Consider the following 12,863-nt stretch of genomic DNA (forward strand, 5'->3'; position numbering starts at 1 on the left):
ATGGGAAAATATTTTGGAACCGACGGAGTACGCGGGGTCGCGAACCTCGAGCTCACGCCGGAGCTTGCCTATAAGATCGGCCGCTGCGGCGGTTATGTCCTGACGGCAGGAGCGCATAAGCCGACGGTCGTCATCGGACTCGACACCCGGATCTCCGGACCGATGCTGGAGTCGGCGCTGATCGCCGGCCTGCTGTCGATCGGAGCGAGCGTCATCCGGCTCGGCGTCGTCTCGACGCCGGCTGTCGCTTATCTGACCCGGCAGCTGAAGGCGGATGCGGGCGTAATGATCTCCGCGTCGCATAATCCGGTCGCGGACAACGGCATCAAGTTTTTCGGCGGCGACGGCTTCAAGCTGTCGGACGAGACGGAGCTCGAGATCGAGCGTCTCATGGATGCGGAGAGCGACGAGCTGCCGCGCCCGGTCGGCGGCGACATCGGCACGGTCGAGGAGCATGAGAGCGGCAAGCGCGAATACCTCGATTTCCTCAAGACGACGATCCGCACCCGCTTCGACGGGCTCAAGATCGTGCTCGACTGCGCGAACGGCTCGGCTTACGAGCTGGCTCCGCAAGTGTTCCGCGAGCTGGGAGCAGAGATCGTCACGGTCGGAGCGGAGCCGAACGGCCGCAACATCAACGACGGCGTCGGCTCTACGCATCCGGAGCATCTGCGCGACGAAGTGCTGCGCCACGGCGCCGATCTGGGCCTCAGCTTCGACGGCGACGCCGACCGGCTGATCGCCATCGACGAGCGCGGCGAAGAAGTCGACGGCGACTTCATCCTCTGCATCTGCGGCGACGCCATGAAGCGCGCCGGCACGCTGCGGGGCGATACGGTCGTCACGACCGTCATGAGCAACATCGGCTTCTTCAAGGCGGCGGAAGGCCTCGGCCTGCAGACGGCGCGCACCGCGGTCGGCGACCGCTACGTGATGGAGGAGATGCGCAGAGGCGGCTACAACCTCGGCGGCGAGCAGTCCGGGCATGTCATTTTCCTCGACCACAATACGACCGGAGACGGCATCCTGACGGCGCTGCAGCTGACCGACACGCTCGTGCAGTCCGGCCGCAAGCTGAGCGAGCTGCGGGGCCTCATGCGCAAGTATCCGCAAGTGCTCATCAATGTGCGGGTGGCCGACAAGACGCTGTACAACGACAACGAGGCGATCCTGTCGGCGGTGCACAAGGTCGAGCGGGAGCTCGGCGACAACGGCCGCGTGCTCGTCCGTCCGTCCGGCACCGAGTCGCTCATCCGCGTCATGGCCGAAGGTCCCGACAAGGATCAGGTGGCGGCTTATGTCGACGAGATCGTGCATGTCGTCAAATCCGAGCTCGGCTAATCGCTTGCAGCGGGTCGTTTAACCCGGGCCTGTCCCGGGTTAATGTCCCCTAGCGGCGGAACCAGGATGGATTTCCCGACGTTCCGGGGTTGCCAGCCAAGCCCGCATCGAATATGATAGAGCGTATTGCATTTCTTTTATTCCAGCAGGAAAGCGAGGATCGAGGTACGCCCATCCAGCATCACAAGCGCCAGAGCTTGCGACGATCAAGCCGATCCATCCCCCGGCCTCTTCGCCCGTTGCGAAGAGATGCCGGCAGCATTGATCCGTCAAGCTGACGAGGTGAAGGTGTTCGAAATTTTCGGCGGGGACCTTCCGGTGGAGCATGACATCGACAGCCATTCCGGCAAAAGGACGCGGGCAACCGGTCCCACAAACGGATGGCGAACATGCCCTTGAAACGACTTTAATCCGGACGCGGGCGAGATTCCTCTTGCAGGGATAGCCGCGGTCCGATGCGATGATACTAATCCTTATCAAACTACAACTGAGCGGGCAAGCCGCTCGGACGGAACGGATGCCCCGGCCGCTGGCCGGAGGTTCAATTGAATACTGCCATCAGCCTGGATTCATGGCATCCTTACCGGAGCGGCTTGCGGCCGCATACGGAGGTTTCTTTTCTTATGTGTGGAATCGTGGGCTATATCGGCAATCGGGACTCCAAGGAAGTACTCATCGAAGGTCTGAAAAAGCTGGAGTACCGGGGCTATGACTCGGCGGGCATCGCGGTGTTCACGGACAACGGTCTGGAGATCCGCAAGTCCAAAGGCCGTCTGGCGAATCTGGAGGATAAGCTGAAGAGCGAGCCGATCGAAGGCTCCGTCGGCATCGGCCATACGCGCTGGGCGACCCACGGCAAGCCGTCGGACGTCAACTCCCACCCGCATACGGACAACAGCGCCAAGTTCTCCGTCGTGCACAACGGCATTGTCGAAAATTACCTTGACCTCAAGGAAGAGCTGTCGGCCAAAGGCCATACGTTCGTGTCCGAAACCGACACCGAGGTCATCTCCCACTTGATCGCCGACGAGTATCAAGGCGACATCGTAAGCGCCGTGCAGCGCGCCGTCAAGCGCATGAGAGGCGCGTACGCGCTCGGCGTGCTGACGGAATACGAGCCGACCAAGCTGGTCGCGGTACGCTTTGCCAGCCCGCTCGTCATCGGCATCGGCGAGAACGAGAACTTCATCGGCTCGGACATTCCGGCGATCCTGGAATATACGCGCAACGTCTACATCCTGAACGATGGCGAAATGGCGGTTTTGACGCGCGCCGGTGTCGAACTGATGACGACGGAGGGCGACATTATTTCCAAGGAAATATTCCATGTCGACTGGGATCTCGTCACGGCTGAAAAGGCCGGCTTCGACCACTTCATGCTGAAGGAGATCCATGAGCAGCCGAAGGCGTATCGGGACACGATGATGGGCCGCATCGCCGAGGACGGCAAATCCGTCACGCTGAGCAAAGAGATCGGCATGACGACTGAGCAGATCCGCGGCATCAGCCGCGTGCATATCGTCGCTTGCGGAACGGCGTTCCACGCCGGCCTCGTCGGCAAGACGGTCATCGAGAGCCTGGCGCGCATCCCGGTCGAGACGGATGTCGCTTCGGAATACCGCTACCGCTCGCCGATCATCACGCCGGATACGCTCGTCATCGTCGTCAGCCAGTCGGGCGAGACGGCCGACACGCTCGCGGCGCTGCGCGAAGCGAAGCGCAATGGAGCCCGCGTGCTGGCGATCACCAACGTTGTCGGCAGCTCGGTCGCCCGCGATGCGGACGACGTCATCACGACGTGGGCGGGGCCGGAGATCGCCGTCGCTTCGACGAAGGCTTACTCCTCGCAGCTGATCGCGTTTTATCTGCTCGGACTGTACCTGGCTCAGGAGCGCGGCACGATCGATCAGGCCCAAGTCGTCGACATTGTCGAAGCGATGCACCGGCTGCCGGAGCAGGTCGAAAGCATCCTGGAGCAGGCGGAGCTGTTCAAGGGCGTGGCGGAAGCCGTGTCGAAGCATGACAATCTGTTCTTCATCGGCCGCGGCCTCGACTTCGCCGTCGCCCAGGAAGGCTCGCTCAAGCTCAAGGAGATCAGCTACATCCACTCCGAGGCTTATGCGGCAGGCGAGCTCAAGCACGGCACGCTGGCGCTGATCGAGGACGGAATTCCGGTCATCGCGCTGGTCACTCAGGAAGACCTGTACGAGAAGACGCTGAGCAACATCAAGGAAGTGAAGGCGCGCGGGGCGCATGTGATCGGCATCGCCAACTCCGGCTACGAGGACGAGGTCGCCAAATCGGTCGACGAGACGTTCTCGATCCCGCGCACGCTGCCGCTGCTTACGCCGGCCCTGTCGGTCGTGCCGCTGCAGCTGCTCAGCTACCACGCTTCCCTGGCTCGCGGCAACGACGTCGACAAGCCGCGGAACCTGGCGAAGAGCGTGACGGTGGAGTAAGCAGAGAGTCGCGAAGTCGACATCAAGAACAACAACATGACTCTTTATTTGGGGGCTGCCTTCGGGCAGTCCTTTTTTTATTTTGTCAAAACGAGAATGTATGTTCTGATATAATTGGACGGAGAACCGTTGATCTTCTACGATCTAGATTCGAACGGAAATAAAACCGTGAGGTGATTAACATGATGGAACAAAGGAATGCCAAAGGTAATCCTTGAACTTTGGGATGAAGGGGATCTAGGGTTGCTCCGCCAATTAAATTCAGCAGAGATGACCGTGCACTTCGGCGGTCCAGAAACGGAGGGAAAAATACTAGCTCGTCATAAGCGCTACATTGAAATCGCCCAAAAAGGAACCGGACGAATGTTCAAGATCCTCTTGCTTCAAATGCCATTTGTCGCAAACTCGGCTTCTCATTTGCCGGTGAATGTGATTAATGACTGGAGGTTGACGATCGGGGAGAATGAATAATAATCGGTCCTCGACAGCCGATGCCGACAATCAATACGTCGAACACGGATGCTCTTGAGGTGGCATTGCCGATAAAAGAGTGGGCGCAGCGATCTCTCTGAACGACAAGCAACCGAAAAAGGAGCGGCCCTGCCAGGGCCGGCTCCTTTTTCGGTTTAACACGCATCTATTCGGTTGAGGGGCTTTAGCTTTCAGCTCTTCTCGATCAGCTCCAGCCCGAGCTCGAGCCGCACCGGCTCCATCAGGCCGTCCGCGCCGAAGCGGAGCGGGCTTATGCAGGTCTCGCGATGGTAGCCTTTTCCGTCCGGGAGCCGCGTGAGCGGCGTGACGAAGCGGTGATAGGCGATCCAATAGCGGTCGGCGTCGGGCTCGTGCAGGATCGAATGATGGCCGGTGCCGAGCATGTCCAGCTCGTTGTTTTTCTCCAGAATCGTGCCGCGGTAGGCGATCGGCCCGTAAAGCCGCTCCGACGTGCCGTAGTGGACCCGGTAATCCTCGCTGCCGGTGTCGTCGCAGGACCAGGTGAAATGATACAGTCCGCCGCGCTTCAGGACGGCGACCGCCTCGCGGAATTCGTGCAGGCCGTCGATGTTCGCCATCGTCTCCTCGACGACGCCGACCCGATCGTCCGTGAGCTGCACGATCGCGCCATGGCCGTTGCCGAACAGCAGGTAGGCCGTGCCGTCCTCCTCGACATAGACGGACGGGTCGATCGTCTGCCCCATGGCGATGCCGAGCCGCTCCATCTGATCCATCGTCAGCAGCGGCTCCGGCTCGGCGCGGAAAGGTCCCGTCGGCGACGGCGCCGTCGCCACGCCGATGGCGCTGACGCCGCTTGGCGTCTTGCCGCAGAAATAGAAGAAATACTCCCCGTCCTTGCTGGCGATGGCCGGAGCCCACGCGCTGCCGACGGCCCAAGGGACATCGCCGGCGGCGAGATCCAGAATGACGCCCTCGTCCTTCCATTCCCGCAAGTCGGACGAGGAGAATACGCTGAAGCTGCCGCCCGACCAGCCGGTGAAGCCGTCGGTCGTCGGGTAGAGATAATACCGGTCGCCGAACTTCGCCAGATCGGGATCGGCGAATTGCCCGGGCAGCGCCTGATGGCCGTCGCCGTATGCCGCCAGCAGGCGGCCGCATTCCTCGGCGGTGATCGGCAGGACGCCGCCATGGCGCTTTTTGGACCGGCCCAGATCGAACTCCTCGTCCGCCAGCACGCGGAATTCGCCGCTGTCCAGATCGCTCGTCAGCAGCGGCAGATAGCCTTTTCCTTCGGCGAAGCGGTCGACGATGAGGCACCATTCCTCGCGGCCGCTCCGCTTATAGATCTGCGGCCCTTCCACGCCGTACAGCTGCTCGAGCGCCGGCGCCTGCACGGGGACGAACGCATCCTTGTGCAGAGAGGAGCCCTTTTCGACGAGGATCGTCTTGGTCGTCTCGTCCTTGGAATAGCGATAGTAGGCGCCGCCATGGGCGATCATTGTCGTGTCGATGACATGGTTGTCCCGTTCGATATACAGCTCGGCCGGGGCGAAGCTGCGGAAGTCCTTCGTGCGGGAGCTGTATATTTTCTGCTTGCGCTCTTGTTCATGCGGCAGCTGCGTGGCGGACGCCCAGTAGACGAGAAAGTCTCCGCTTTCTTCGTCATAAATGGCTTCCGGCGCCCAGACGCAGCCTGCGCCGTCGACGCCGACGGTGATCGCGCGAGGGGCGGACCAGCTCACCAGATCGCCCGACTCCCAGACGATGATGTCGCGGCTGCCCGCCTCGACGGCGGCTCCCCAGCCTTTGCCGTTCGCGATGCGGAGATCGGTGGCGATCAGATAGAACTTGTTCTCCTGCGGGTCGCGGACGAGGAACGGATCGCGCACGCCCTTCTCCCCGAGCTCGGAGCGGAGCGCCGGCAGGCCGGCGTTCAGATCCTTCCAATGGAGCCCGTCCTCGCTATAGGAAAAATAGACTTGCTCTCCGTCGGGCTGTTCCCCGATGAAATGGGCCATCAGATAGCCGGAATAACGATTGCCATGAATGGACAACGAGAACTCTCCCCCTTGCGGAAATGAACGTAAGGAACGCTCTTTTCTCCCTATCATAGGGGAATGTCCTCGTCGTTTCCCACAACAAAAAAAGTCGGGGAATAGCACAAAATTGCTCTTGCCCCGGTGCGAGCCTTAGACCGGCTGCTCCGCCTTCGCCACATGAAGCGCGATGCCGGCGGCCCGGTAGGCGTCCGCCTCCGCCTCGTTGAGCCGGTCGTCGGTGATGATCTCGTCGAAGCCGTCCGCCGGAGCGAAGATGGCGAGCGAGCTGTAGCTGAACTTGTCGGCGTCCGCGAGCAGATAGCTCTTGGCGGCGGCGTTCATCGCCGCCTCGCGCGGGCCGACGAGCACCGGCGACCAGGCCATCGCGCCCTTGGCATGCGACACGGCCTCGCAGGTGAGGAACGCCGCGTCGACGGTGACCGAGCCGAGCATCTTCTCGGCGTAGATGCCGTCGAGGCTGTACGCCCACTTGCTGATCCTGCCGCCCGTGCAGTACACGTCGAAGCTGCCGAAGCGCTTCTCGTCGGACAGCAGCAGCGCCGTATGCAGGTCGCGGGTGATGATCTTCAGCCCCTTGAACCGCTCCAGCTCGCCGACCATCGCCGCGATCGTCGTCCCCGCATCCAAAATGATGCTCATCCCGTCCTCGACATGCCTCGCCGCCGCCCGGGCGATCGCCAGCTTCTCGGAGCGGTTCTCGCTCGCCCGCTGGTCGTAGCCGGCGCCCATGAAGCGCTGCACCTTGACCGCTCCTCCATGCGAGCGCTGGATCTTGCCCTCCGCCTGCAGCTGCTCCAGATCCCTGCGGATCGTCATCTGCGATACCTGGAACGCCTCCGCCAGCTCCGCGATCGTCGCCTGCTGCCTGAGCTCGAGCAGCTTCATGATTTCATGCTGCCTCGTTCCCATGAGCATGATCGATTTCCTCCTTCTATTCCGCAGCAGCCTGCGCTTGGCTTCTTTCTTCTGCTTGCATTATCTTGCATTATAGCGTGAGTGCAAGCGGTTGTCAGCACGAAAATGAACATAATGGATGTTCGAAAATGTGAAAAAGAGCTAGCCAAAGCATGTTTCTCTGTGATATAAGGGAGATATAGATGTCAGGAAACCATACATGATCGAAAAGAGGGGAAGGGGGAACGGCCTTCATCCAGGCCGGATAAACGGCGTTCAAGCCGACAAAAACAGAGATATGTCAGACTACATGACATAAAAGGAGCGGGAGAGATGGCATTCCGTTATGAAGGCAAGGCGTACGAGCGGCATTTCCTGCCGCGGCTGACGAGCCGTGAAATCGCGGCGCTGCCCAAGGAGGACGCGCTCGTCGTGCTGCCAGTCGGCGCCGTCGAGCAGCACGGCCCTCACATGCCGGTGTTCACCGACACGCTGATCGGAGAGGCGATGATGGCGGCGGCGTTCGAGCATCTGCCGGACGAGGCGCCGATCTGGCTGCTGCCGTCGCTCGCCTACGGCAAGAGCACCGAGCATAAAGGGCATCCGGGCACGATCACGCTGTCCGCGCAGACGCTGATGCTCGTGCTGCAGGACATCGCGGAATCGCTGGCGCGCGCCGGGTTCCGCAAGCTGCTGCTGTTCAATACGCATGGCGGCAACGCCGACCTGCTCGGCATGATGGCGCGGGAGATCCGCATCGCGACGGGGCTGGCGGTGTTCCGGCTCGACCCGGGCGCGGTCGGGTACAGCGATTCGTTCACGAGCGACGAGGAAAAAGCGGCGGGCATCCATGCCGGCGACGTGGAGACGTCGCTCGTCCTGGCGGTGTGCCCGGACTGGGTCCATCCGGAGCTGGCGCCGCGGGAAATGCCGCGCTTCCCGCAGCTGCCCTACTTTTCCTTCCGCGCCAAGTCGTTCGCCTGGGTGATGGACGACATCTCCGCGAGCGGCGCCGCCGGCGACGCCGCCGCGGCGACCGCGGAGCGCGGCGCGGCGATGCTGGAGCTGGCCGGGCCGCGGCTGGCGGAGGCGCTGACGACGATCGCGGCGTTCGAGATGGAGTCTCTCCGAGCCTGAGGCTCGGGCATCCGCAACAAGGAGGCGATAGGCATGGAAGCGATGGCGTCTACGAAAGAATGGGTTCGGATGGATTCGGTGTCCAAGGTGTATCCGAACGGCACGACGGCTTTGCAGGAGGTCGATCTGTCCGTCCGCGAAGGCGAGTTCCTCTGCTTCGTCGGCCCGTCGGGCTGCGGCAAGTCGACCGTGTTCAAGCTGATTACCGGGCTGTCCGGCGCGACCGGCGGCACGCTCGAGGTGATGGGGACGAGTCCGCAGCAGGCGCGCAAGCAGAGCGACACCGCCTTTGTGTTCCAGGACCATACGCTGCTCCCGTGGAGCTCGGTCGTCGACAACGTGTCGCTGCCGCTCGCGCTGCGCGGCATGTCCCGCAAGCAGCGGCGGGAGGAGGCGGAGCAGGCGCTGGAGCTGGTCGGCCTCAAGGACTACGTCAAGGCGATGCCAAGGCAGCTGTCCGGCGGGATGAAGATGCGCGTGTCGATCGCCCGCGCGCTCGTCTCGAAGCCGAAGCTGCTGCTGATGGATGAGCCGTTCGGCGCGCTCGACGAGATCACGAGGCAGACGCTGCAGCTCGAGCTGCTGGACATCTGGAGCCGCAACAAGGAGATGACCGTGCTGTTCGTGACGCATAACGTGTTCGAGGCAGTGTTCCTCTCGACCCGCGTCGTCGTCATGACGCCTCGCCCCGGCAAGGTGGCCGCGACGATCGACGTCCCCGTGCCTTTTCCCCGCGATGCCTCGTTCCGCACGACCCCGCGCTTCGGCGAGCTCGTCCGCTCCGTCTCGGAGGCGCTGAAGCATTGACCGCGAGCCGTCCTGCCCTGGCGCAACGAATCCATAGATTGGAAGGGAGACTTGTCCATGACCGTCAAGCCTGAATGGTCGGCCGGCCTGGCCGGCATCGTCGGAGAGGAGCGGCTGCTGCTCGGAGAGGAGCAGCGCGAGAAGCTGTCCAAGGACTACTACTGGTATTCGCCCGTGCTGGAGCCGCTGCTGCGCGGCAAAAGAGCCGACGGCATCGTGCAGCCGGAGGCCGAGCGGGAGGTCGCCGAAGTGCTGGCCTACGCTTATCGCCATGACATTCCCGTGACGACGCGCGGCGCAGGCACGGGCAACTACGGCCAGGCCGTCCCGCTGGACGGCGGCCTCGTGCTCGATCTCAGCCGCCTCGACGCGGTGCTGGAGGCGACGGACGCGTTCGTCCGCGTCCAGGCCGGCGTGCGGCTCGGCGCGCTCGAGAAGCGGCTGCGCGAGCAGGGCAAGGAGCTGCGCATCTATCCGAGCACGTTCATGAAGGCGACGGTCGGCGGCTTCGTCTGCGGCGGCTCCGGCGGCATCGGCTCCATCACCTACGGCAATCTGTGGGACGGCAACGTGCTGGAGGCGGTCGTCTGGACGATGGAGGAGTCGCCGCGGCGGCTCGTCGTCAAAGGAGCGGAGCTGCAGGCGTACATCCACAACTACGGCACGAACGGCGTCCTGACCGAGCTGACGCTGCCGATCGCGGAGCGCACGGAGTGGAGCCAGGCGGTCGCGCAGTTCGACGAGTTCGAGGCCGCCTGCCGCTTCTGCTATGCGCTCAGCCTGACGGACTCGATCCGCAAGCGGCTCGTCGCGCCGGTCGAGTGGCCGATCCCGTCCTTTTTCAAGCCGCTCGTCAAAAAGCTGGAAAGCGGAGCGGCCGCCTGCCTGCTGGAGGTCGAGGAGGGCAATGAGGCGGCGCTGGCCGCGCTCGCCGAGGCCGAGGGCGGCCGGATCGGCTACGCCGTGCCCGCGGACCGCTATCGCCAGGGCATCGGCTTGTCCGACTTCACCTGGAACCATACGACGCTCTGGGCGCTGAACGCCGATCCGACGCTCACCTACCTGCAGGCCGGGTTCGATCCGATCCGGTTCATGGAGCAGATCTCCGAGCTGAAGTCGCGCTTCGGCGACGAGCTGCTGCTCCATCTGGAGTTCGTCCGCTCCGGCGGCACGGTCATGCCGTCGGCGCTGCCGATCGTGCGCTATACGACCGAGGAGCGGCTGTACGAGATCATCGCCTTCTGCGAGTCGATCGGCGTCGGCATCAACGATCCGCATACGTACAAGCTGGAATCCGGCGGCCGCGGCCGTCTCGAGGCGATGCTCGCCGCCAAGCGGGCCAACGATCCGAAGGGGCTGCTCAATCCCGGCAAGCTGCAGCTGCCGGTCGCCGGATCGGCAAGGGGGGATGGACGATGAGAGAGGAGATCGCTGCCGAAAGCATCGCCTTGCCGCTGCGGAGCGCTTCCCCGAACGGAGCGGCCGCCGCTCCCGGAGCGGGGCGGACGACCCGGCTCGCCGCCAGGCTGCGCTCGGCGCTGCCGCCGGCCGTCGCGTTCCTCGTCGTCATCGGAGGCTGGGAGCTGTTCTGCCGGCTGGCGGGCATGAAGCCGTACCTGCTGCCCAAGCCGTCCGACATCGTCGCCGCCGCGTCGGCCAACGCCTCGAACCTGTGGGTATCGGTCTACACGACGATGTCGGAGGCGGTGCTCGGCTTCCTGCTCAGCGTGCTGCTCGGCGTCGGCCTGGCGATCGCGCTCGCCAGCTCCAAGCTCGTGGAGCGGAGCATCTACCCGTATGCCATCGTCATGCAGACGATCCCGATCGTCGCGATCGCGCCGATCATCGTCATCTGGTTCGGCGCCGGCATGAACGCCATCGTCATCATCGCCTTCCTGATCGGCTTTTTCCCGATGCTCTCCAACACGCTGATCGGCCTCAACTCCACGGACCACAACATGAAGAACCTGTTCCATCTGTACAACGCCTCCCCGCTGCAGACGATGTTCCGCCTCCGCCTGCCCGCCGCGCTGCCGTTCATCGTGGCCGGGCTGAAAATATCGTGCACGCTCGCCGTCATCGGGGCGATCGTCGGCGAGTACATCGCGGGCATCGGCGGCGGCAAGGGCGGCCTCGGCTATGCGATCACCGTCGCCGCCGCGCGCCTGCAGACCGCGTATCTGTTCGCCTGCGGGCTTGCCGCCTCGCTGCTCGGCATCGCCTTTTTCCTGCTCGTCAGCCGGCTGTCCAAATGGCTGCTCAGCTCCTGGCACGAGTCCGAGCTGAACTCGTCGGAAGGTTGAAGCGCCGCAAGAGCCGCGGCGGCCGCCGCAGGCCGCTGCGAGGAGAGGGGGAAAGCCGATGGAGCCAGGCAGAATCGAGCTCGTCAACGCCCGGCTGCCGCTGAAGGAGGAAGGCCGCCTGTACCGGCTCGTCCTCGAGGACGGAGCCTGGAGGAGCGTCGAGCGGCAGGAGGAAGGATGGCTGGCGGCGCCGGAGGCGCTGCCGATCGGCCAGGCGGGGCTCGGCGAGCTGCGGGGAGCGGCGACGGTCGATCTGCAGGGGCGGACGCTGCTGCCGGCGTTCGTCGACGTCCATCTGCATCTGGACAAGGCGTACTCGCTGCCGGCCGTCCGCAACCGCTCCGGCACGCTGCGGGAGGCGATCGACAACTATCGCGCTCATGTCGCCGGGTTTTCCAAGGAGGAGCTGCGCGAGCGCATCATGCGCGGCGCGCGGACGGCGGCGTCCTACGGCAGCCTGCTGCTGCGCACCCATCTCGACGTGCCGCTGCATCTGGGCCGCGACGTGGCGATGCGCTCGGTCGAGGCGGCGCTCGAGGCGAGGGAGTCGCTGCGGGACATCGTCGACCTCCAGCTGTTTCCGATGTTCGCGTATGAGCAGCGGCGGCATGCGGAGCTGAGCGAGTTCGCCGGGGAAACGCTGCGCATGGGGGTCGACGGAATCGGCGGAGCCCCCCATCTGACGGACGATCCGGGCGCGGGCATCGAGTGGGCGCTGGCGCTCGCGGCGGGAGCGGACCGGCCCGTCGACCTGCATCTCGACGAGACCGACGACCCGCAAATGAGGACGATCGGGCTGTTCTGCGACGCCGTCCGGCGGCATGGCTACGGCGGCCGGGCGACGGCGGGCCATCTGTGCTCGCTGTCGGCGATGCCGCAGGAGGACGCGGAGCGCCTGATCGCCGGCATGCGGGAGGCCGGCGTCGGCGCCGTGACGCTGCCCGCAGTCAATCTGTATTTGCAGGGACGGGGCGACCGGGGCAACGTGCGGCGCGGCCTCACCCGCGTCAAGGAGCTGCTGGAGGCAGGCGTCACGGTCGCCGCCGCCTCCGACAACATTCAGGATCCGTTCCATCCGTTCGGCAGAGGCGACCTGCTGCAGATCGGCCTCATCGGCGCGTATGCCGCGCATCTGGCCGGAGAGGAGCATGTGCGGACGGTGCTGCGGATGCTGACCGAGGCTCCGGCCGCGCTGGCGGGCGTCCGGAATTACGGCGTCGCGCCGGGCTGCGCGGCATCGTTCGTCGTGCTGGGCGCCGCCTCCGGCGAGGAGCTGCTGCAGGAGCTGCCGTCATCGCGCTGGGTTTGCCGCCGCGGCGGCTGGATCAGCGCCTCGGTGCTGCGGCGCGAGGAGCTGTCGGCCGGAGCGGAAGCGTTTGTCGGAAAGAACCTATAGATCGGGGAGGAAA

At 64.2% G+C, this 12,863-nt stretch carries 10 protein-coding genes; 8 read left to right on the plus strand and 2 right to left on the minus strand.

Annotated features, from left to right (window positions below):
• The 3 genes from glmM to B8V81_RS24820 all read left to right on the plus strand — a co-directional run bounded on the left by glmM (window position 1) and on the right by B8V81_RS24820 (window position 4,271).
• Window positions 1-1,341, plus strand: coding sequence for a phosphoglucosamine mutase (gene glmM / locus B8V81_RS12950; RefSeq protein ID WP_101808492.1), 1,341 nt, complete (start codon window positions 1-3; stop codon window positions 1,339-1,341).
• Between the two features lie 623 nt (window positions 1,342-1,964).
• Complete coding sequence (gene glmS / locus B8V81_RS12955; protein ID WP_101808493.1) at window positions 1,965-3,800, plus strand: glutamine--fructose-6-phosphate transaminase (isomerizing); 1,836 nt, start codon at window positions 1,965-1,967, stop codon at window positions 3,798-3,800.
• Between the two features lie 198 nt (window positions 3,801-3,998).
• A complete protein-coding gene (locus tag B8V81_RS24820; protein WP_127464436.1) occupies window positions 3,999-4,271 on the plus strand; it encodes a hypothetical protein in 273 nt (90 codons plus the stop codon).
• 191 nt (window positions 4,272-4,462) lie between these two features.
• On the opposite strand, the gene B8V81_RS12960 is transcribed toward B8V81_RS24820, so the two are convergent.
• Complete coding sequence (locus tag B8V81_RS12960) at window positions 4,463-6,307, minus strand: glycoside hydrolase family 43 protein (RefSeq protein ID WP_244912758.1); 1,845 nt, start codon at window positions 6,305-6,307, stop codon at window positions 4,463-4,465.
• A 135-nt stretch (window positions 6,308-6,442) separates the two neighbouring features.
• Window positions 6,443-7,228 carry a DeoR/GlpR family DNA-binding transcription regulator gene (locus B8V81_RS12965; RefSeq protein WP_028600043.1) on the minus strand — a complete coding sequence of 262 codons (786 nt, stop codon included), beginning with the start codon at window positions 7,226-7,228 and terminating at the stop codon, window positions 6,443-6,445.
• Between the two features lie 312 nt (window positions 7,229-7,540).
• On the opposite strand from B8V81_RS12965, the gene B8V81_RS12970 reads away from it, so the two are divergent.
• From B8V81_RS12970 to B8V81_RS12990, 5 genes are read left to right on the plus strand one after another with little or no spacing between them, the layout of a single operon-like run.
• Window positions 7,541-8,344, plus strand: a complete 804-nt coding sequence (locus tag B8V81_RS12970) for a creatininase family protein (RefSeq protein ID WP_101808495.1) — start codon at window positions 7,541-7,543, stop codon at window positions 8,342-8,344.
• A gap of 33 nt (window positions 8,345-8,377) precedes the next feature.
• Complete coding sequence (locus B8V81_RS12975) at window positions 8,378-9,151, plus strand: ABC transporter ATP-binding protein (RefSeq protein WP_028600045.1); 774 nt, start codon at window positions 8,378-8,380, stop codon at window positions 9,149-9,151.
• Window positions 9,152-9,208: 57 nt separating this feature from the next.
• Window positions 9,209-10,570, plus strand: a complete 1,362-nt coding sequence (locus B8V81_RS12980) for an FAD-binding oxidoreductase (RefSeq protein ID WP_052333491.1) — start codon at window positions 9,209-9,211, stop codon at window positions 10,568-10,570.
• A complete protein-coding gene (locus B8V81_RS12985; RefSeq protein ID WP_028600046.1) occupies window positions 10,567-11,454 on the plus strand; it encodes an ABC transporter permease in 888 nt (295 codons plus the stop codon). The genes B8V81_RS12980 and B8V81_RS12985 overlap by 4 nt, the downstream gene beginning before the upstream one ends.
• Window positions 11,455-11,512: 58 nt before the next feature.
• The gene (locus tag B8V81_RS12990; RefSeq protein WP_028600047.1) at window positions 11,513-12,850 is read left to right on the plus strand and encodes an amidohydrolase family protein; all 1,338 of its coding nucleotides are present in this window, start codon (window positions 11,513-11,515) and stop codon (window positions 12,848-12,850) included.
• The last annotated feature ends 13 nt before the right edge of the window (window positions 12,851-12,863 follow it).

Origin of the sequence: Paenibacillus pasadenensis (assembly GCF_002864175.1) — a bacterium.
Classification (GTDB): domain Bacteria; phylum Bacillota; class Bacilli; order Paenibacillales; family Paenibacillaceae; genus Paenibacillus_O; species Paenibacillus_O pasadenensis.